The 20,203-nt window shown below is 67.0% G+C and carries 19 protein-coding genes and 4 tRNA genes; 14 read left to right on the top strand and 9 right to left on the bottom strand.

Annotated features, from left to right (window positions below; genetic code table 11):
• Positions 1-16 precede the first annotated feature (16 nt).
• Entirely contained in the window at positions 17-250 is a 234-nt protein-coding gene (locus tag OG300_RS28835) for a hypothetical protein (protein WP_405486285.1), read from the bottom strand.
• A gap of 192 nt (positions 251-442) precedes the next feature.
• On the opposite strand from OG300_RS28835, the gene OG300_RS28830 reads away from it, so the two are divergent.
• On the top strand, positions 443-1,027 hold the full coding sequence (locus OG300_RS28830; RefSeq protein ID WP_405486283.1) for a TIGR03086 family metal-binding protein: 585 nt from the start codon (positions 443-445) through the stop codon (positions 1,025-1,027).
• A gap of 64 nt (positions 1,028-1,091) precedes the next feature.
• Here OG300_RS28830 and OG300_RS28825 read toward each other — a convergent pair whose 3' ends face one another.
• Complete coding sequence (locus tag OG300_RS28825) at positions 1,092-1,712, bottom strand: TetR/AcrR family transcriptional regulator (RefSeq protein WP_405486281.1); 621 nt, start codon at positions 1,710-1,712, stop codon at positions 1,092-1,094.
• 81 nt (positions 1,713-1,793) lie between these two features.
• On the opposite strand from OG300_RS28825, the gene OG300_RS28820 reads away from it, so the two are divergent.
• On the top strand, positions 1,794-2,828 hold the full coding sequence (locus tag OG300_RS28820; RefSeq protein ID WP_405486279.1) for an aldo/keto reductase: 1,035 nt from the start codon (positions 1,794-1,796) through the stop codon (positions 2,826-2,828).
• A gap of 6 nt (positions 2,829-2,834) precedes the next feature.
• Here the strand turns inward: OG300_RS28820 and OG300_RS28815 are convergent, their stop codons facing one another.
• The 3 genes from OG300_RS28815 to OG300_RS28805 all read right to left on the bottom strand — a co-directional run bounded on the left by OG300_RS28815 (position 2,835) and on the right by OG300_RS28805 (position 8,722).
• Positions 2,835-7,451, bottom strand: a complete 4,617-nt coding sequence (locus tag OG300_RS28815) for a molybdopterin-dependent oxidoreductase (protein WP_405486277.1) — start codon at positions 7,449-7,451, stop codon at positions 2,835-2,837.
• Between the two features lie 111 nt (positions 7,452-7,562).
• Positions 7,563-8,273 carry a demethylmenaquinone methyltransferase gene (locus OG300_RS28810; protein WP_405486275.1) on the bottom strand — a complete coding sequence of 237 codons (711 nt, stop codon included), beginning with the start codon at positions 8,271-8,273 and terminating at the stop codon, positions 7,563-7,565.
• Positions 8,270-8,722 carry a DUF3592 domain-containing protein gene (locus OG300_RS28805; RefSeq protein WP_405498714.1) on the bottom strand — a complete coding sequence of 151 codons (453 nt, stop codon included), beginning with the start codon at positions 8,720-8,722 and terminating at the stop codon, positions 8,270-8,272. Before OG300_RS28805 ends, OG300_RS28810 begins: the two co-directional genes overlap by 4 nt.
• A 123-nt stretch (positions 8,723-8,845) precedes the next feature.
• Here OG300_RS28805 and OG300_RS28800 point away from each other — a divergent pair, with 123 nt between their 5' ends.
• A complete protein-coding gene (locus tag OG300_RS28800; RefSeq protein ID WP_405486273.1) occupies positions 8,846-9,349 on the top strand; it encodes a DUF2505 domain-containing protein in 504 nt (167 codons plus the stop codon).
• A gap of 48 nt (positions 9,350-9,397) precedes the next feature.
• Here OG300_RS28800 and OG300_RS28795 read toward each other — a convergent pair whose 3' ends face one another.
• Positions 9,398-9,841, bottom strand: a complete 444-nt coding sequence (locus tag OG300_RS28795; protein WP_405498713.1) for a VOC family protein — start codon at positions 9,839-9,841, stop codon at positions 9,398-9,400.
• A 224-nt stretch (positions 9,842-10,065) separates the two neighbouring features.
• Between OG300_RS28795 and OG300_RS28790 the strand changes: the two genes are divergently transcribed.
• Positions 10,066-11,715, top strand: a complete 1,650-nt coding sequence (locus OG300_RS28790; protein ID WP_405486271.1) for a purine-cytosine permease family protein — start codon at positions 10,066-10,068, stop codon at positions 11,713-11,715.
• Positions 11,716-11,718: 3 nt separating this feature from the next.
• Here the strand turns inward: OG300_RS28790 and OG300_RS28785 are convergent, their stop codons facing one another.
• Positions 11,719-12,123, bottom strand: a complete 405-nt coding sequence (locus tag OG300_RS28785; RefSeq protein ID WP_405498712.1) for a helix-turn-helix transcriptional regulator — start codon at positions 12,121-12,123, stop codon at positions 11,719-11,721.
• A gap of 11 nt (positions 12,124-12,134) precedes the next feature.
• The gene (locus OG300_RS28780; RefSeq protein WP_405498711.1) at positions 12,135-13,361 is read right to left on the bottom strand and encodes a geranylgeranyl reductase family protein; all 1,227 of its coding nucleotides are present in this window, start codon (positions 13,359-13,361) and stop codon (positions 12,135-12,137) included.
• A gap of 337 nt (positions 13,362-13,698) precedes the next feature.
• On the opposite strand from OG300_RS28780, the gene OG300_RS28775 reads away from it, so the two are divergent.
• Together OG300_RS28775 and htpX are read left to right on the top strand one after the other, a co-directional pair.
• Entirely contained in the window at positions 13,699-14,721 is a 1,023-nt protein-coding gene (locus OG300_RS28775) for a polyprenyl synthetase family protein (protein WP_405486269.1), read from the top strand.
• A gap of 193 nt (positions 14,722-14,914) precedes the next feature.
• Positions 14,915-15,796, top strand: a complete 882-nt coding sequence (gene htpX, locus OG300_RS28770; protein ID WP_405486267.1) for a zinc metalloprotease HtpX — start codon at positions 14,915-14,917, stop codon at positions 15,794-15,796.
• A gap of 26 nt (positions 15,797-15,822) precedes the next feature.
• Here htpX and OG300_RS28765 read toward each other — a convergent pair whose 3' ends face one another.
• Entirely contained in the window at positions 15,823-16,314 is a 492-nt protein-coding gene (locus OG300_RS28765; protein ID WP_405486265.1) for a YajQ family cyclic di-GMP-binding protein, read from the bottom strand.
• A 141-nt stretch (positions 16,315-16,455) separates the two neighbouring features.
• Between OG300_RS28765 and OG300_RS28760 the strand changes: the two genes are divergently transcribed.
• The 8 genes from OG300_RS28760 (at position 16,456) to nusG (ending at position 20,049) form a co-directional block, all read left to right on the top strand.
• Positions 16,456-16,541, top strand: a tRNA-Tyr gene (locus OG300_RS28760).
• Between the two features lie 219 nt (positions 16,542-16,760).
• A tRNA-Thr gene (locus tag OG300_RS28755) sits at positions 16,761-16,833 on the top strand.
• 73 nt (positions 16,834-16,906) lie between these two features.
• Positions 16,907-16,979, top strand: a tRNA-Met gene (locus OG300_RS28750).
• A 45-nt stretch (positions 16,980-17,024) separates the two neighbouring features.
• Positions 17,025-17,195 carry a 50S ribosomal protein L33 gene (rpmG, locus tag OG300_RS28745; RefSeq protein WP_029925945.1) on the top strand — a complete coding sequence of 57 codons (171 nt, stop codon included), beginning with the start codon at positions 17,025-17,027 and terminating at the stop codon, positions 17,193-17,195.
• A gap of 185 nt (positions 17,196-17,380) precedes the next feature.
• Positions 17,381-18,430, top strand: a complete 1,050-nt coding sequence (locus OG300_RS28740; RefSeq protein WP_405498710.1) for a fused (3R)-hydroxyacyl-ACP dehydratase subunits HadA/HadB — start codon at positions 17,381-17,383, stop codon at positions 18,428-18,430.
• A gap of 239 nt (positions 18,431-18,669) precedes the next feature.
• A tRNA-Trp gene (locus tag OG300_RS28735) sits at positions 18,670-18,742 on the top strand.
• 38 nt (positions 18,743-18,780) lie between these two features.
• Positions 18,781-19,155 carry a preprotein translocase subunit SecE gene (gene secE / locus OG300_RS28730; RefSeq protein WP_405486263.1) on the top strand — a complete coding sequence of 125 codons (375 nt, stop codon included), beginning with the start codon at positions 18,781-18,783 and terminating at the stop codon, positions 19,153-19,155.
• A gap of 90 nt (positions 19,156-19,245) precedes the next feature.
• Entirely contained in the window at positions 19,246-20,049 is an 804-nt protein-coding gene (gene nusG, locus OG300_RS28725) for a transcription termination/antitermination protein NusG (protein ID WP_405486261.1), read from the top strand.
• Positions 20,050-20,203 lie beyond the last annotated feature (154 nt).

Raw genomic sequence — 20,203 nt, 5'->3', positions numbered from 1 at the left:
AACGATTTTCGGGCGTTCACTCGCCCGGCAGCAGCTTGTCCTCCGCGGGATACTCGACCAGCGCGAGCACCCGCCCCGCCAGGAACCGCGCGGTCCGCACCGGCCCGCCGGTCCTGGTCACCTCGCTGACCTCCACGATGCCGCGCGCGATGCGGGTCTCCACCCGCCGCCCCGCCCGGGTCGCGACAACTTCGTAATTACGGGACCCGTCACCGGTGTCCACCACGATCTCTACCCGATCACCCTTCATCTATCAATTGTCCTCCCCACCAGCACTTTTCGGCGCGGATCCCACCTAACGAACGGGTTGCGACGTGGCGCCGCACGCACATCCGCGAGCACGTCTGAGCGGCCTGGGCGATGAATTCCGAAGCCCCGCACCGTCTGCATCGGTGACCGGCTCGTCACCCCGGCGGTCCGGCATGCTCCGGGAGGATCCACCATGACCAACCCGCCCTTCGATCTGGAAGCGGCCGCCGCGAGCCTGGAAACCGTGGTCGCGGGGGTCCCCGACGACCGACTCGACGATCCCACGCCGAATGACGGCCGTACCGTCCGCGGTCTGATCGCCCACATCGCCGGCCTCACCGAGGCGTTCCGGCAGGGTGCCGCGAAGGAGGGCCTCGGTACCTCCCAGCCGCCCGCCGCGGAGCCGGAACTCCCGGCCGACTGGCGCACTCGCATTCCCGCACAACTGAAGTCGCTGGTCGCGGCCTGGCGCGAACCCGATGCGTGGGTCGGCGACACCGAGGTGGGCGGCGCGCGCATGCCCGCCCCGGGCATCGCCGCCTTCGGCCTGGACGAACTGGTCGTGCACGGCTGGGACCTGGCGGTAGCCACCGGTCAGGACTACGCCACCCCGTCCACCGCCGACCTGGAGGTGCTCACCGGCCTGCTCGCCGACAACCCGCCCGAGGGCGTCCCGGGCCTGTTCGGCCCGGTGGTCACGGTCGCGCCAGAAGCGTCCGCCTTCGACCGCATCCTCGGCCTCACCGGCCGTGATCCGTCCTGGAAGCCATCCCGCTAGCCGACCGACCTCCGGCGTGCACGCCTGTGGATGGTTGTGAATCGATTCGGTTGCGCGGGAAGGACTACGGCGATTCTCGGACGAACACGCCTGCTCGGGCGGCGAGGGTGGCGGATGCTGCGGCCGTTGTGACGGTGTGGTCGTCGAGTGGGTCGCCGCTGGCTAGCAGGCGGTAGTAGAGGGGGGCGGAGACGGCGGAAAGGACTGCGCGCGGGTCGGTTCCGGCGGGGACCTCGCCGCGGGTGACGGCGGCTGCCACGCAGGGGGACCATTCGGTCAGGCGGGTGTCGTAGAAGGCGTGCAGGGCGGTGGCGGCGGTGTCGTCGCTGGTGGCGGCGGCGATGACGGCGCGGAACAGGCGGCTCTGGCGGGGGTCGGTGAGGGTCTTCGCCACCAGACGGGCATTGGCCAGCAGATCGTCGCCCAGGGCGCCGGTATCACTGTGCGGCAGTGAGGTTTCCGCCATGTCGACGAGGAGGTCGGCGACCAGTCCGGCGGGGGTGCGCCAGCGGCGGTAGACGGTGGTCTTGCCGACTTCGGCGCGGGCGGCCACCTCGGTCAGGTCGAGGGTGGCGAAGCCGTGGTCGGCGAGCAGGTCTCCGGCGGCGCGCAGCACGGCATCGCGGACGCGGGCGGTGCGTCCGCCCGGGCGCAGTGAGCCCGGGGTGGCTGTGTCGTGGTTCATAACGGGTCTCCAGTTCCATTTGTCGCGATCGAGTGTAGCGTCGGTCTTGTTAATGAAACCGTGGTTCCGTTAGGGGTTGTCATGGAATACCGTCGGCTCGGCGCATCCGGTCTGCTGGTTCCCGCATTGAGCTTCGGCGCGGGCACCTTCGGTGGTCGCGGTGAACTCTTCTCCGCCTGGGGCGACACCGACGCCAAGCAGGCCCGGCGACTGGTGGACATCAGCCTGGACGCGGGCGTCACCCTCTTCGACACCGCCGACGTCTACTCCGACGGAGCCTCGGAAGAGGTGCTCGGCGAGGCGATCCGGGGGCGTCGCGATCGACTGCTGCTGTCCACCAAGGCCGGATTGCCCACCGGCCCCGGACCGTTCGACGCGGGCACCGGTCGCGCCCGGCTCGTCTCGGCCGTCGACGCCGCGCTGCGTCGGCTCGGCACCGATTACATCGACCTGTTCCAGCTGCACGCCTTCGACGCCGGGACACCGGTCGAGGAAGTGCTCGCCGCCCTCGACGGGCTGGTGCGCGCGGGCAAGATCCGCTACGTCGGCGCGTCCAACTTCGCGGGCTGGCAGCTGATGAAATCCCTTGCGGCAGCGGACCGTCACGGGTTCCCGCGCTATGTCGCGCATCAGGTCTACTACTCGCTGGTCGGGCGCGATTACGAATGGGAGCTCATGGCGCTCGGGCGTGATCAAGGTGTGGGCGCGGTGGTGTGGAGCCCGCTCGGGTGGGGACGCCTGACCGGGAAAATCCGTCGCGGACAACCACTTCCGGCAGGCAGCCGCCTGCACACCACCGCCGAGGCGGGCCCGCCGGTGCGCGACGAACTGCTCTACGACGTGGTGGACGTGCTCGACGAGATCGCCGCCGAGACCGGTCGCACCGTCCCGCAGATCGCGCTCAACTGGTTGCTGACCCGGCCCACCGTCGCCACCGTGATCGTGGGCGCGCGCAACGAGGAACAGCTGCGGCAGAACCTGGGCGCGGTCGGCTGGCGGCTGGACGACGAACAGCTCGCGCGACTGGACAAGGCGAGCGCCGTCACCCCGCCGTACCCCTACTACCCGTACTATCGGCTGCCGGACTTCGCGCGCCTCAATCCGCCTGCCGTGTAGTCGAATTCAGTACACGTCGCGCACATAGCGCTTCTCGGCGACGAGCTGCTTCTTGAAGGCCAGCGCGGCCTCCTCGCTGAGCTTGCCGTGGATGCGGGCGATCCGCAGCAGCGTGTCGTCCACGTCCTTGGCCATGCGGGCGGCGTCACCGCACACGTACAGGTGCGCGCCGTCCCGCAGCCACGACCACAGCTCCGCGCCGTGCTCGATCATGCGGTGCTGCACATAGATCCGCTCGCGCTGATCGCGGGAGAACGCCAGATCCAGGCGGGTCAGGAAGCCCGAACGGAACATGTCCTCCAGCTCGGATCGATAGTAGAAGTGGTCCTTGGCGTGCTGATCGCCGAAGAACAGCCAGTTGCGGCCCCGGCAGCCGAGTGCGCGCCGTTCGTGCAGGAACCCGCGGAACGGGGCGATGCCGGTGCCCGGGCCCACCATGATCATCGGCGCGTTCGGGTCCAGCGGCGGCCGGAAATGCGGGGCCCGCTGCAGGAAGATCGGCACCTCGGCGGCGCGATCGGCCAGGAAGGTGGACGACACCCCGCCGCGCCGGGCCCGCGAACCGATCGCCGTCGGATCCCCGTAGCGCACCACCCCGACCGTCAACTGCACCTCGCGCGGATCCACCAGCGGACTCGACGAGATCGAATACTGGCGCGGCTGCAGCTTTTTCAGCACGCCCAGCCAATCCACCAGGTCGGTGCGCACCGGGAAGTCCCGCAGCACATCCACGGCCTGCCGATCCCACAGGTAGCCGTCGAGCTCGTTGCGATTGTCGCGCCGCAGCAGCTTGCCCAGGCGCTGGCTCGAATTGTGCGCGGCCACGAACGTCAGCAGATCATTGCTGACCCGGGTGATGTCGTACTGCGTGCGCAGCGCCTCCGCCAGCGGTACGTCGTGCCCGTCGACCTCGACGGTCCAGCTGCCGTCCAGTCCGGTCGCGGCCAGCCACTCCGCCACCAGCGCTTCGCAATTCGACGGCTTGATCCCCAGCGAGTCCCCGACCTCGTAGGTGGCGTCCAAATCACTGAGATCGAACCCGAACTGCCGCACCTCTTTCCCCGAGCCCGCCGTGGAAAGCAATTCATTGCGAACCAGTTTCGCCGTGACAGGCGAGTTGCGGGTGAACGGTGCCGGAGCCAGCGTGGACGTCGTGCCTCGGGCCGCCCGCGGGCTGCCGCCCGCGCTCGGCTGCCCGGTCCATGCCGGAGCGCCGGAGGCGGCCGAGCTGTTCGATGCGCCGGTGCGCTGATATCCGCCCCGAGACGGGGAATCGAACGTGCCTCGCGGGTTCGGTCCACCGGGCAGATCTCTTCCGGAGGGACGGCCGCCGCTGGGGTGGGCGTGCCCGGTGAAGTTGTCGTCACCGGCCTGGAAGTCCGCTCCGGCCGGGTAGCCCGACGGTCCGGTCGAGGCCGGGCCGCTGCCCGGCTCGGCAGCGCCGCCGACGGGCCCGGGAACGGAGTTCCCGCCCTCCGATCCGGCCTCCAGCGCTGTCGCGACATCCTCGAACCAGGCCGCGGACAGCTCGTCGTGGTCGGGTTCGCTGTCGACGCGCGGAATCAGCCGGTGCGCACCGCGTTTCGCGAGCAGCTCGTCGAGTTTGCGGCCGTGGCCGCAGAAGTCGTCGTAGGAGGAATCGCCCAGTGCGAAGACGGCGTAGCGGACACCGGGCAGCCGGATCTCGCTGTCGGACAGGCGTTCCCAGAAGTCCGCGCCGTTGTCGGGCGGGCCGCCGTCACCGAACGTGCTGGTGATGATGAGCACGTCCTCGGCCAGATCGGCCAGGTCGGCGGCGTCCATGTCGATCAGTCGCGGCGCGAAACCGGTGTCGGCCAGGTAGGTCATCAGGGCGGCGGCCAGTTCTTCGGCGGTGCCGGTCTGCGACGCCCACAGCACCGTCAGGGTCCTGCTCGCCGCCGAAGCTGGGGTGTTCCCATCGGTCCCGCTCCAGGTCGCAGCCGGGTCGGCCCACGCGTCGACATGTCCGTTCGGAGTTCCTGAAGCTCCGTTCGGGGTCGAGTTCGGTCCGTTCGGCGCGAATCCCTGCGATCCGGCAAGTGCCTGGGTCGAGGTGAACTGCGGGCCCCGCGAATACATACCGCCGAGCAGCCCGTCGATCCACAGTCGGCTGCGCTGCGAGATCGGTGCGGTCTCCGGCAGCACCGGCACCCCGTTCACCGGCAGCGTTTGCAATGCGGCCAGGTAGCCGCCCAGGTAGATGCGCTCGGCCTCGCTGAGCGTGGGCGAGGTCGGGCTTTCCAATCCGAGCATCACCGACAGCGGGTGTGGACCGGCTGCGGACTCGTGCGCGATGCCCGTCCGGTTCGGCACCGCGGCACTGAATTCCGCAGCGCCCGAGGTGATTTCCGCACCGCCGCTCGGCTGCCCGGTGGATTCGCCGCTGTGCAGTCCGTCGCCCGGCAGTTCCGGGTCCGAACTCAGGACCGCGACCTTGCGCAGCCGCACCGCGCAGACCTTGAATTCCGGCTGCATCGAGATCGGGTCCACCGCGTCGTTGGTGACGGCGTTGATGGTCAGGTATTCCCCCTGCTCGTCGTTCCAGTGGAACGGGGCGAAGCAGTTGCCGGGCAGCACCCGGTCACTGAGCTGGGCGGGGAGCACGGCGCGGCCGCGGCGGGAGGCTATCTCGACCTGATCACCCTCGCGCACTTCGAGTTTCGCGGCGTCGTCGGGGTGGATCTCCAGGAACGGCTTGCCGTTGAGCTTGTTCAGTTTCGCCACCTTCCCGGTCTTGGTCATGGTGTGCCACTGATGTTGCAGGCGGCCGGTATTGAGCACGAACGGGTGATCCTCGTCCGGCATCTCGGCGGGCAGCAGGTGCGGGCGCGGAAAGAACACGGCCTTGCGGCTGGGGGTGGCGAAGGCCAAGCGCGGTGTGTGTCCGTCCGCGTCGGTGTGCAGCGGCTGACTGCTGCCGTCATTGCGGTAACGGATCGGGTTGCGCCGCTGCGCCGGATCGGGGCACGGCCACTGCGCGGGTCCGTCGCGCAGCACGTCGTAGTCGATGCCGCGCAGGTCGTAGCCGGTGACCGGATTGGCGAAACGCCTTATCTCGTCGAAGATCTCGGCGCTGGAGGCGTAGTCGAAACCGGGGAAGCCGAGCGCCGTCGCGACCCCGGCGATGAGCTGCCAGTCCGGCCGGGCCTCGCCGATCGGCGGCACCGACCGACGCAGCAGGGTCAGGTTGCGTTCCGAATTCACCTGCACACCATCGGATTCGGCCCATAGGGTAGCGGGCAGCAGCAGGTCGGCGTACGCATTGGTGGCGGTGTCGGTGTACACGTCCTGCGCGATCACCAGTTCCGCGGCCTCCAGTCCGGCGATCACGGTGCGCCGATTCGCCATGGACGCAACGGGATTGCTGCACACGATCCAGCAGGCCTTGATCTCGCCGTCGGTGAGCCCGCGGAACATCTCGATGGAGCCGGGCCCGGTCTCCGAGCGGATGGTGCCGGGTTCCAGCCCCCACACCTCCTCGGTGAAGGTCCGGTCGGCCGCCGACAGCACGCTGCGCTGTCCCGGCAATCCCGGTCCCATGTAACCCATTTCGCGTCCACCCATGGCATTGGGCTGCCCGGTGAGCGAGAACGGGCCGCTGCCGGTGCGGCAGATCGCGCCGGTGGCCAGGTGCAGGTTGATGATGGCGTTGCTGGCCCAGGTGCCGTGTGTGGACTGGTTGATTCCCATGGTCCACAGCGACATCCACTCGCCTGCCGCCCCGATCCATTCGGCGGCGGTGCGAATGTCGGCCTCGGCCAGCCCGGTGAGTGCGGCGACCAGGTCCGGGGTGTAGTCGGCGAGGAATTCCGGCAGGTCGGCCCAGCCCTCGGTGTGCTCGGCGATGAATTCGGCGTCGATGGTCCCGTTCTCGACCAGCAGGTGCAGCAGCCCGTTGAGCAGCGCCAGATCGGTGCCGGGCGCGATCTGCAGGAACAGGTCGGCGCGGTCGGCGGTGGCGGTGCGGCGCGGATCCACCACGATCAGTTTCGCGCCCGCCTTGAGCCGATCGGCCATGCGCAGGAACAGGATCGGATGGCAGTCGGCCATATTCGCGCCGATCACGAAGAACAGGTCGGCGTGATCGAGGTCGTCGTAGGAGCCGGGCGGCCCGTCCGCGCCCAGCGACAGCTTGTAGCCGCTGGCCGCGCTCGCCATGCACAGCCGCGAATTGGCCTCCATGTGCACGGTGCGCAGGTGCCCCTTGGCGAGTTTGGTGGCCAGGTACTGGGCCTCGATCGACAGCTGCCCGGACACGTAGAGCGCCACCGAATCCGGTCCGTGTGTGTCGAGGATCACCCGAAGGCGTTCGGCCGCTTCGTGAATCGCCTCGTCGACCGGCAGCGGCACCGGCGGCTGACCGCGTTCGGGGCGGCGGTAGGCGGTCTCCATGCGGCCCGGCGCCGCCATCAGCTCGGCGTGCGTCGCGCCCTTGGTGCACAGGCGGCCCGCGTTGACCGGGTGTTCCTTGTCGCCCTTGACCTTGACGATCAGCGGCAGTCCCCGCTCATCGGCGCGGGTTTCGACGGTGATGCCGCAGCCCACCCCGCAGTACGAGCACGCGGTCCGGGTGCTCGTCGGGGGAGTGGGCGTGTCGGGCATGGTTCCGAGTTAAGCCACCGTGGGTTGCGGGGGATTTACCGGACGTTATCGCCAGATGACAATTCGCCTCACCGCTGGAATCTATCCCGGTGAGATCGGCATAAACGCAGGTCAGCCCAGTTTGAAGCCGCGATGCAGGGCCACGATCCCGCCTGTGAGATTGCGCCACTTCACCGCCGACCAGCCCGCGTCGGCGATCCGCAGCGCCAATTGCGGCTGATTCGGCCACGCCCGGATCGATTCGGCCAGGTACACGTAGGCGTCCGGATTGCTCGACACCGACGTCGCCACCCGCGGCAGCGCCTTCATCAGGTACTCCATGTACACGGTCCGGAACGGCGCGAGCACCGGCGTCGAGAACTCCGCCACCACCAGCCGCCCGCCGGGCTTGGTCACCCGCAGCATCTCCCGCAGCGCCAGATCCGGATCGGACACATTGCGCAGCCCGTAGGAGATGGTCACCGCGTCGAAGGATTCGTCGGCGAACGGCAGGGCCATGGCGTCCCCGGCGACCATCGGCACATTGCGATGCCGTCCGGCCGCGAGCATGCCCTGCGAGAAGTCGGTGGCCACACACCAGGCCCCGGATTTGCCGAGCTCCTCGGTCGAAACCCCTGTTCCCGCCGCGAGATCCAGCACCCGCTCACCGGGCCGCAGGGCGAGAGCCTTGCGGGTGGCGCGTCGCCAGAAATAGTCCTGACCGCCGCTCAACACGGTGTTGGTGATGTCGTAGCGCTTGGCCACCCCGTCGAACATGGAAGCCACCTCGTGCGGCTGCTTGTCCAACTGGGCCCGAAACGATTCCCGGCGATCAGTTTTCACTGGCGGAGCCTATCTCGCAGACGGCGTACTCGAATGCGCAGCATCGCCAGCCAGCGGCGGGGCGGCGAGCCGAGGAGCCAGAGCAGGGGGAGGGCGATGAGCCAGTCGACGACGATGACCGAGGCGGCCGGGATGACCGCCACCCGCGCGTCGCGTCCGGCGACACGCACGAGATCCGGGTCGCTGCGGCGGTATTCGACGTTGATGCGTTCACCGGCGGTGAGTTTGGTGGGGTACAGCACGCCGGTTTTCGGGTTGTGCATCTCACCGTCGGGGGTGACGAACATGACCGCGGAGCGCAGGCGGCCCGCCGACAGTACTTCGGCGCTGGTCACGCCCATATCGGAGCTGATCAGGTGGTCGTCGCGCCAGGCCGCCAGCACCAGCAGCACCGACAGCACGCTCACCGTGGAGGCGACGATCGCGATGGTGATCCGGGCCCGCCGCAGCCGCTGCGCACGTCGCGGGGAGCGCTGTGCCGGATCGATGGTCCGCGGCTCCGCACTCTCGGTCGACTGGCTAGTTTCCGACACTTCAGCAGGCTATTCCATCACTGGACTACCGTTGCCGCCATGTCCCGAAAAATCAGCTTCACGGTGCAGTACAGCGTCCCGGTAGAAGAGCTTCACCGGGCACTGACCAACGACGAAATGTGGCAGGCCCGTTTCAAAGACGCAGCGACCGCCACGCTGGAGCTCACCCACCCGGACGGCCCCGGCACCATCTCCATCCATATGACCGAAAAAGCTCCCGAAGATCAGATTCCCGGCATCGTCAAGAAGGTTCTCAAGAGCGAACTCATGCTCGAGCGCACCGACACCTGGGGTCCGCTCCAGGACGGTATCGCCAAGGGCGGTTTCGACGGCCGCTCCGGCGGTATCACCACCGAGATGGCGGGTAGCTTCGAATTGCGGCCCACCGCCGAAGGTTCCGAGATCGAGGTGGTCGGCACCGTCGACGTGAAGGTCCCGCTGGTCGGCGGAGCCATCGAGCCGCTGGTCGAGAACCTGCTCAAGAAGGTCATGAACAGCGAGCGCAAGTCCGTCGAGACCTGGTTCGCCGCGCAGAACGCCTGATTTCTGCGACCGTGGATGCGGGGGTGGTCCCGCATCCACGGGTACGGGTCACTGCGGGCCGAACTGCGCCTGGCTCGGGTCGAATTCGCGGTTCTCGACCAGCACCAGCCAGTTGCCGGAGTTGTCGCGGATGATGGCCTCGACGCCGTACGGGCGTTCGGCCGGGGGCTGCACGAACTCCACGCCCTTGGCGGTGAGTTCCTCGAAAGTCTTCTGGCAGTTCTCGGTTCGCAATCCGAGTGCGCCGTGCGTGCCGTTGGCCAGGGAGCGGCGGATGGCATCGGCCAGGTCGTCGGTGAGCGGGGGACCGGGCACCATCAGGGTGACCTCCAGCTCCGGCTGATTCGGATGCGCCACGGTGACCCAGCGGAAACCGTTGTCGCCCATGGTGATGTCGGTGGTCTCGACGAAACCCAGATTGTCGATGTACCACTGCTTGGCCGCGGTCTGATCGGTCACGTACACGGTCACGAGCGAAACATTGGTGATGATCGTCATGCCCTCAGGCTATGGAACCGCAGGGCTCGCGCGCTTCTCCGAAATTGCTCGATTCGAGTACCCGGGCGCCCCCGATTCACACGGAAATAGCCGAGTTCACACACTCGGAACCTCGGTGAGCCGGACGTAACCGCCGCGCAACGATCCGGAAAGCCAAGATCAACAATCGCTGACCACTCTCGAATCGGAAAACAGCTCGCGACGAGCCCGAACGAGGAGTGCCGGTGGTTCAAGTCGAAACCCCCACGGCGAACGCGGTCGCCGCGTCCAAAGAGACGCTGGAGGATTACACCCTGCGGTTCGCCCCCCGCAGCTACCGCAAGTGGAGTCCGGCGGTGGTCGGCGTCTCCGCGCTGGGCGGCATCGCCTACCTGGCCGACTTCTCCATCGGCGCGAACATCGGCATCGCCAACGGCACCGGGAACGCCCTGCTCGGCATCGGCATCTTCGCGATCATCGTGATGCTCACCGGATTCCCGCTCGCCTACTACGCGGCCCGCTACAACATCGACCTCGACCTGATCACCCGCGGCAGCGGCTTCGGGTACTACGGGTCGGTGATCACGAACATCGTGTTCGCCTCGTTCACCTTCATCTTCTTCGCGCTCGAGGGCTCGATCATGGCGCAGGGCCTGCAACTGGGCCTGCACGTGCCGCTCGCCCTCGGCTACCTGGTCTCCACCCTGATGATCTTCCCGCTGGTCATCTACGGCATGAACACCCTGGCCAAACTCCAGGTGTGGACCACGCCGCTGTGGCTGGTGCTGATGGTGGCGCCGTTCGGCTTCCTGCTGGTGCGCCACCCGGATTCGGTCGGCACCTTCCTGGCCTACGGCGGCCAGGACGGCAAGGGCGTCAGCTTCTCCGGCGCGCTGCTCGCCGCGGGCGTCTGCCTCTCGCTCATCGCGCAGATCGCCGAGCAGATCGACTATCTGCGCTTCATGCCGCCGAAAACCCCTGAGAACAAGCGCAAGTGGTGGGGCTGGATGCTGCTGGCCGGACCCGGCTGGGTGCTGTTCGGTGCGATCAAGCAGGTGGTCGGCCTGTTCCTGGCGGTCTACCTGATCGCGAATCTGCCCGGCGCGCAGGACATCGCGAATCAGCCGGTGCACCAGTTCCTGGAGATCTACCGCGACATGATGCCGTCCTGGCTGGCCATGACCCTCGCCGTCGCGCTGGTCGTCATCAGTCAGATCAAAATCAATGTCACCAACGCGTATTCGGGTTCGCTGGCGTGGACCAACTCGTTCACCCGCGTCACCAAGACCTACCCGGGCCGCCTGGTGTTCCTGGGCCTGAACCTGGCCATCGCCCTGGTGCTGATGGAAGCCAACATGTTCGAGTTCCTCAACAACATTCTCGGCTTCTACGCCAACTGCGGCATCGCCTGGATCGTCACCGTTGCAACGGATATCGCGATCAACAAGTACGTGCTGAAGATCTCGCCCAAGCAGCCGGAGTTCCGCCGCGGCATGCTCTACGACTTCAACCCGGTCGGCCTGGTCGGCTTCGGACTGTCCGCGGTGCTGTCGATCATGACCTTCTTCGGGCTGTTCGGCGAGACCCTGAAGCCGTACTCACCCATTGTGGCCGTGGTGGTTTCGTTCCTCGCCACCCCGTTGACCGCCATCCTCACCAAGGGCAGGTACTACCTGCGTCGCGACCACGACGGCATCGAGCTGCCCATGCACGACGAGCACGGCAACCCGTCCGGCGAAACACTGACCTGCGCCGTCACCGGCATGGAATTCGAACGCCCCGACATGATCGCCTCCGCGCTGCCCGGCCCGGCGGGGGAGATCCAGTACATCAGCTCGCTGGCTCTCTCCACCGACAAGACCGGCGCGCATGTGCTGCCACCGAAGTGACTGCTACACAGGCGGTTTCCGGTCGGAAAGACCGTGCATGAAGACGTAGCAGCCTGGAATATGGGGTGCGCCCTCGGCAGCGAACTTGGCTTGATACTCCGAGGGCGACATCCCCACCAGCTCGGTGAACTTACGGCTGAACGACCCGAGACTGCTGTAGCCGACCAGCATGCACGCCTCGGTCACCGTGATATTGGTGGCGCGCAACAGATCCTGTGCCCGCTCGATGCGCCGCTCCGCCAGATAGACCGCCGGCGTCTTGCCGTAGGTCGCGGCGAAACAGCGCAGGAAGTGGTACTTCGACACCCCCGCGACCGCCGCCAGCTGGTCGAGATCCAGCGGCTCCGCGTACTTCAGGTCGGCCAGATCCCGTGCCCGCCGCAGATGCGGGAGCAGTTCCTCGGGCACCGGCCGGGCGGTCACGAGAAGGGCGCCAGCCGGTCGAACCGCATCGACGCGCGGCCCGCGCCCCGCCAGAGCTTGGCCGTCATATCCACGTCCTCATCGGTGACCAGATTGCCCATCACGCGAACAGCGGTGCGCTGCAACAGTTTCGACCTCATCATCGGCGGCCCGCCGAGCGGCACCGTGCGCGGGTGGGTGGCCAGCGCCGCCAGCCGCCGCGCCACCGAATAGGTGCGCCCGTAGCGGGCCCGCAGCAGCTCCGGCCAGATCCGCGACAGGTCCGGCTCGTCCAGCAGTTCGGACAGCAGGTGCCCGCCCTCCAGGCCGTAGTCGATGCCCTCGCCGTTGAGCGGGTTCACGCAGCCCGCCGCGTCCCCGACCAGCGCCCAGTTGCGGCCCGCCAGGTTCGACACCGCGCCGCCCATCGGCAGCAGCGCCGACGCCACCGCCCGCGCCTCACCCTCGAAACCCCACTCCGCCCGGCGCTCCGAGACATAGTGCTGCAGCAGCGGTTTCAGCGAGATGTGCGAGGGCCGCTTCTCGGTGGCCAGCGAACCCACGCCGATATTGACCTCACCGTTGCCGAGCGGGAACACCCAGCCGTAGCCGGGCACCAACGCGCCGCTGGCATCCCGCAGCTCGAGATGCGAGGTGATCCACTCGTCGTCACTGCGCTCGGAACGGATGTAGGCGCGCGCCGCCGTCCCGTACGCGTACTGCCGATGCCACTCCCGGCCCAGCATCTTGCCCACGGGGGAGCGCACCCCGTCGGCCACGATCAGCACCCGGCACGACACCGCGCGCAAACCGCTCTCGGTCTTGATGGTCACCCCGGTGACCCGGTCGCCCTCGCGCGCGACCTCCACCACCTTCGCGCCGTCGACCATCCGCGCCCCCGACTTCACCGCGGTCTCGCGCAGCTTGTCGTCGAGTTCGGTACGCGGAACGGCACTTCCGTACGCCGGGAACGACCCGTCCGGCCAGGGCAGCAGCACCTCACGCCCGAATCCGGCCATCCGCAGCCCGCGGTTCACCGTGTGCTCACGCACCCAGTCACCCAGGCCCAGATGCTCGAGTTCGGCTGTGGCACGCGGAGTCAGACCGTCACCGCAGGTCTTGTCACGCGGGAACACCGCGGAATCCGTCAGCAGCACATCGCGACCCGCCCGGGCCGCCCACGCGGCCGCCGCGGATCCCGCCGGACCGGCCCCCACCACCAGCACATCAGCGTGCGCGGGCAGTGCCTTCTCTGCCCCTCCGCTTCGCTCCGGGGCGGTTCGCGGCCCCTGAGTCTCGTTCTTCCCTCTCTCCGCTCCTCCGCTTCGCTCCCCCGCTCCGTTCAGTCCAGAACGAGACGGGCCGCGAACTTGCTGGGGCGGCAACTTCGGGTCGGAGTCGGCTGAGCGCATGACGTTAATACTTGCAGCACATCGTGATCAGTGTCGACGTGGCCGCACGTGAAGCATTTCGCGTGGCGGGTGTCTAATGCGTCGCACTACCGTGGTGTCCGTAGGGGGGTGGTCGGCCGAGGCGCTAGGTTCTTTAGGCGTGGGGTCGGACGCGGCACTGGGAGAAGAAATGAGCGCATCAGCTGTGAGCGATGAGAGCACCGTGGTCGCGGGGGTGGATCTGGGCAATCCTGAGCTCGCGGCGACCGTGCGTAAGGGCCTGATTCAGGTCGAGGACCTGCTGATCACCGAGCTGTCGGACGGCGAGGAGTTCCTGCAGGAAGCGGCGCTGCACCTGGCCAAGGCCGGCGGCAAGCGTTTCCGCCCGCTGTTCACCATCCTCACCGGTCAGCTCGGACCCGACCCGACCAGCCCGGACCTGATCATCGCGGGCACCGTGGTCGAACTGGTGCACCTGGCGACGCTCTACCACGACGACGTGATGGACGAGGCCTCCATGCGCCGCGGCGCACCCAGCGTGAACTCGCGCTGGGGCAACAGCGTCGCCATCCTCGCGGGCGACTACCTGTTCGCGCACGCCTCCCGGCTGGTCTCCACCCTCGGTCCCGACGCGGTCCGCATCATCGCCGAAACCTTCGCCGAGCTGGTCACCGGCCAGATGCGGGAAACCATCGGCGCCCGGCAGTCCCAGGACCCGGTCGAGCACTACCTGCGGGTGGTGTGGGAGAAGACCGGCTCGCTGATCGCCGCGGCCGGACGCTTCGGCGGCACCTTCTCCGGCGCGGGCCTCGACCATGTGGAACGCCTGGCCCGCCTCGGCGACGCGGTCGGCACCGCCTTCCAGATCTCCGACGACATCATCGACATCTCCTCGGTGTCCGAGCAGTCCGGCAAGACCCCCGGCACCGATCTGCGCGAAGGCGTGCACACTCTGCCCGTCCTCTACGCACTGCGCGACGAGGGCTCCGAGGGCGACCGCCTGCGCAAGCTGCTGGCCCGCCCGCTGGAGACCGACCTCGAGGTGGAAGAGGCCCTCGACCTGCTCGCCCGCTCCCGCGGCATGGTGCTGGCCAAGGAGAAACTGCAGGGCTACGCCGACATCGCGCACGCCGAACTCTCCGCCCTACCGTCGGGCCCGGCCAACGATGCTCTCGAACAGCTGGTCCGCTACACCATCGAACGCGTCGGTTAGGCCTCGGTTCCAGGGAACTTCACCGCCTCTCGTATCGTTGACCTGGAGTAACGAAACGAAACAACTGATTTGGTGAGTGTCGGGGTAACTTCCCCGGGGACGCCCAGAACGGGTCCGGTCGCCCGACGTGAGTCCGGTGACCGGGTCCTGAGACTCCTTACGGCCGGCAAAAGTCGCGGAGAGGCGGGTCAGCATGCACGGGCACGGGTACGCCAATGGCTTGAAGACATTCGGGCTGCTGGTGGGGATGTCGGCGCTGATCGTGTTCGCCGGGGCGATGTTCCGCAATCCGATGATCCTGATCTTCTCGATCCTGCTCGCGGTGGGCATGAACGCCTACGCGTACTTCAACAGCGACAAGCTGGCGTTGAAGGCCATGCACGCGCAACCGGTCACGGAGTTCGAGGCCCCGGCCATGTACCGCATTGTGCGCGAATTGGCCACGGCCGCAAGGCAACCCATGCCGCGGCTGTTCATCAGCCCCACCAACGCACCGAATGCCTTTGCCACCGGCCGCAATCCACGCAATGCCGCGGTGTGCTGCACCAGCGGCATCCTGCAGATCCTCGACGAACGCGAACTGCGCGCGGTGCTCGGCCACGAACTCTCGCACGTCTACAACCGCGACATCCTGATCTCGTCGGTCGCGGGCGCGCTGGCCGCCGTCATCTCCGGCCTGGCCAACCTGGCCTTCTTCGCGGGCATCTTCGGCGGCAATCGCGATGGCGAGGGCCCGAATGTGATTGGCATCCTGCTGGTTTCGCTACTCGGCCCGATCGCGGCCGGGCTGATCAAGATGGCCGTCTCCCGGTCCCGCGAATACCAGGCCGATCAGGACGGCGCCGAGCTCACCGGCGACCCGCTGGCGCTGGCCTCGGCCCTGCGCAAACTCGAACGCGGCGTCCAGGCCGCACCCCTGCCGCCGGAACCGCAGCTCACCGCGCAGTCGCACATGATGATCGCCAACCCGTTCCGCAACGGCGACAAGATGGCGCGCTGGTTCTCCACCCACCCGCCCATGGCCGATCGCATCGCGCGCCTGGAGGAGATGGCGGGCGGCCCCCGCCGCTACTGACGCGGCAGAGGCCACCTCCCGACCGACTAGCGGTAGTTCACGAACTGCAGGGCGATATCGAGGTCCGCACCCTTGAGCAGCGCGATGACGGCCTGCAGGTCGTCGCGGTTCTTCGACGTGACGCGCAACTCCTCGCCCTGAATCTGCGCCTTCACCGTCTTGGGGCCCTCGTCGCGGATCTTCTTCGCGATCTTCTTGGCGTTCTCGGTGGTGATGCCCTGCACCAGCTCGCCTGTGATCTTGTACACCTTGCCGGAGGCCTGCGGATCGCCCGCGTCGAACGCCTTGAGCGAGATGTCGCGGCGAATCAGCTTCTCCTTGAACACATCCAGGGCCGCCTTCACGCGATCCTCGGAATTGGCGGTGAGGATGATCTTCTCCTCACCCGACCAGTCGATGCTCGCCTCGGTGCCGCGGAAGTCGTAGCGGGTGCCGAGCTCCTTCGCCGCCTGATTGAGGGCATTGTCCACCTCCTGGCGATCGATCTTGCTGACCACATCGAACGACGAATCGGCCACGCTGGTGCTCCTGTCCGGATCGGAAGATTTCGGGGGGTTGCAACGCCGACGCTAACCCGTCCCGCATGGCGATGGCCAGCCGGTTTGCATTGCGGGCAGGGGTTGGATGTATTCTCGTCACCGCGCCGCAAGGCGTAGCCCGGCAGATTGCCCGAGCGGCCAATGGGAGCGGACTGTAAATCCGTCGGCGAAAGCCTACGTAGGTTCGAATCCTACATCTGCCACCAGGAACCCCGTGGACTTCGGTCCACGGGGTTCTTGTTGTTTCAGCACAAGATCATTCGTGATCGCCCCTCGGGAACCCCGGCGGCGCAACATCTTCGGATACCCGCGCCGCAGCGCCTCAAAACCGGCTCTGAGCAGCCGGTTTGGTAGTCCGGCGTGGTGTTGTGTAATCTCGTTCAAGTCGTCAGCGCCCCGGTGCCAGACCGGAGCAAGACAGACATGCCCCCTTAGCTCAGTCGGTAGAGCGTTTCCATGGTAAGGAAAAGGTCAACGGTTCGATTCCGTTAGGGGGCTCGCCGGATTGCCGGTGGTGTCACTCGGCATCCAGATCGATGGACCGGGCTCTCGCCGCCGCGAATCCTCGCATGGCGGTGTAGCTCAGTTGGTAGAGCAAACGACTCATAATCGTTGTGTCGCCGGTTCAAGTCCGGCCATCGCTACCCCATACTGATTAACCATCAGGCATACCGGAAAGAGGGCGCATCGTGGCCGCGAAGTCCACTGATATCCGGCCAAAGATCACCTTGGCCTGCGAGCAGTGCAAGCACCGTAACTACATCACCAAGAAGAACCGGCGTAACGACCCGGACCGCCTCGAGCTGAAGAAATTCTGCCCGAACTGCGGTACCCACCGGGCGCATCGCGAGTCTCGCTAACTTAACCCCGCGCGATCTACCGCGTGGAAGAAGTGCCGGATCGGCAAGCCAGATAGTCTCTTTCAAAAGGGAGATTGGCCCCGGTCCGGCTCTTGGTGTATATAGCGGTAGTTCAGCGCTCCGCCCGATCCCCCTCCGGGATCAGATAGGGACTTCCTGCCGTGACAATCAACACCGAGGTCGAAATGGTCGAATCCACCGAGGTTTTCGACCCCGCCGCACACGCCGCCGCCATGGTCGGCCACCACTACCGCACCGATGACTTCTACCAGGTCGGTCGTGAGAAGGTGCGCGAGTACGCCCGCGCTGTGCAGGACTATCACCCGGTGCACTGGGACGAGGACGTCGCCCAGGAATACGGCTACGACAGCCTGGTGGCGCCGCTCACCTTCATCTCCCTGGTCGGAATCCTGGCCCAGCGCACGCTCTTCGAGCAGATCGTCACCGGCTACGACCTGAGCCAGATCATGCAGACCGACCAGATCCTGGAGTTCCACCGGCCCATCAAGGCCGGCGATCAGCTGTCCTGCATCGTCTACCTGCACTCGTTCCGGCAGGCCTTCGGCGGCGACATCATCGTCACCAAGAACGACGTGGTCGCGCAGAACGACGAGCTGGTGCTCACCACCTACACCACCCTGATCGGCCGCAGCGGCGGTGACATCGATCCCAATATCGGTGACGCCGTACGCAATGTCCTGATGCACGGCGTCGGCCCGGACGACCACAACCCGACCGCGCCCAGCGCCCCCACCGCGCACGAACCGCACCCCGTCGTGGCCGCCGCCCCCGGGCAGATCACCGCGGGCAAGCACGGTGTCCGCTTCGAGGAGATCAGCGTCGGTCAGGAGTTGCCCGCGCGCATCGTCAAGCTCACCCGCGGCGACCTGGTGAACTACGCCGGCGTCTCCGGCGACGCCAACCCGATCCACTGGAGCGACGAGGTCGTGAAGCTGGTCGGTCTGGAAAACGTGGTGGCGCACGGCATGCTGACCATGGGCCTGGGTGGCGGTTTCGTCACCTCCTGGCTCGGCGACCCGGGTGCGGTGAAGGAGTACAACGTGCGCTTCACCAGTCCCGTCTACGTCCCGGTCGACCGCCCCGCCGAGATCGAATACACCGGCAAGGTGAAGTCCATGGACCCGGAGACCCGCACCGCGGTGATCGCCATCGTCGCGAAGTCGCAGGGCCGCAAGATCTTCGGCCGCGCCACCGCCACCGTCCAGCTTTCCTGAGTCGAGGGATCCGGCTCGGACCGGCGCGAATCCGGTCTGCCGGAGCCACTTCCGGCAGCGTTTCGAGGGCGCTGCCGGACCCGCTTCGGAACTGTCGCGGCGCGACACCCGATTGGCGGTCGTGTCGCGAGGTAACGTAGACTCGGAAATCTGGGGTCACCAGCCGATGCGCGCTGCTCCGAGGAGCGGCGCGTATGTTGTGTGAGAACAGTGGTGGCGTCGCACCTCGGCGTGACCGAAGGGGCGTAGCTCAACTGGCAGAGCAGCGGTCTCCAAAACCGCAGGTTGCAGGTTCAAGTCCTGTCGCCCCTGCCCTGGATTGCCTAGCGACGAGGAAACGAGGATCGATCGTGAGCGACGAGCGGGCGCCGCAAGACGGCGAAGAAACCGCCGCGGTGGCTCGGCCGAGCGGCAAGCGTTCCGCACGGCGATCTCGCGCCGCGTCATCCGATGCTTCGGTCGCGACCATCGACCGGCCCACCTCCTTGGAGAAGACCGCCAAGAAGTCCGGGAAGGCCGTTCGTAGCGGAACGGGCAATCCGTTCAAGCGCCTGATGAAGTTCCTGCGCGAAGTTGTCGCGGAACTCCGCAAGGTCATCTGGCCCAACCGCAAGCAGATGGTCACCTATACGAGCGTTGTCCTGGTGTTCGTGGTCTTCATGGTCTCGTACATCAGCGGGTTGGATGTGGCGTTCATCAAGGGTGTCAACTGGCTGTTCGGCTAGCCGACCCCAGACCCCAGCGCCGGAACCGTTCCCGAGCAGAGGCGGGGATGGGACCATCCGTTACGTGACGACAAGGAAGCGAGTGCCCCAGTGAGCACCCCGGAGAACGGCACCACCGACGAGATCGAGGTCGACGAAACGGTTGAGGCCATCGAGGCCGCCACCGACGAGACCGAGGACTTTGTGGACTCCGCAGACTCCGTCGACTCCGCGGACGCCGAAGAATCCGAGCCCGCGCAGCCCGTCGCCGACATCTCCGACGAGCCGCTCGATCCGGTCGCCGAGATGACCGCCGCGCTGCGTCGCGCGCCCGGCGACTGGTACGTCATCCACTCGTACGCCGGTTACGAGAACAAGGTGAAGACCAATCTCGAGACCCGCGTGCAGAACCTCGGTCTCGAGGACTACATCTTCCAGGTCGAGGTGCCGACCGAAGAGGTCACCGAGATCAAGAACGGCCAGAAGAAGAACGTCAACCGCAAGGTGCTGCCGGGCTACATCCTGGTCCGCATGGAACTGAACGACGAGTCCTGGGGCGCGGTTCGCAACACCCCCGGCGTCACCGGTTTCGTCGGCGCGACGTCGCGGCCCTCGCCGCTGACCATCGCCGACGTGGTGAAGTTCCTGGTCCCGGCCAACCAGCAGAAGAAGGCGGCTCCGGCCACTTCCGCCGCTGCCGCCCAGAGCTCCGGCGATTCCTCCTCCAGCAAGCCGACCATCGAGGTCGACTTCGAGGTCGGCGAGTCGGTGACCGTCATGGACGGCCCGTTCGCGACCCTGCCGGCCAGCATTTCCGAGGTCAACGCCGAGCAGCAGAAGCTCAAGGTGCTGGTGTCGATCTTCGGTCGCGAGACCCCGGTGGAGCTCGGCTTCACCCAGGTCGCCAAGATTTAAGCGTTTCGGGGCGGTGGCCCGGCCCTCATGGGCCGGTGTCACCGCCTTTTTCGCGTTCACATAGACTTGACGGGTTGTGCCCCGGTCGGTTCGCTGCCGGGGCACGGTCCGGAGAAGGCTTACGGGAATCCGTAAGGAACCTAAACCAAGGAAG

The organism is Nocardia sp. NBC_00511 (assembly GCF_045161165.1).
GTDB lineage: Bacteria > Actinomycetota > Actinomycetes > Mycobacteriales > Mycobacteriaceae > Nocardia.
The sequence above is the reverse complement of the archived record's forward strand: the minus strand, read 5'-3'. Positions and strand labels throughout refer to the sequence as shown.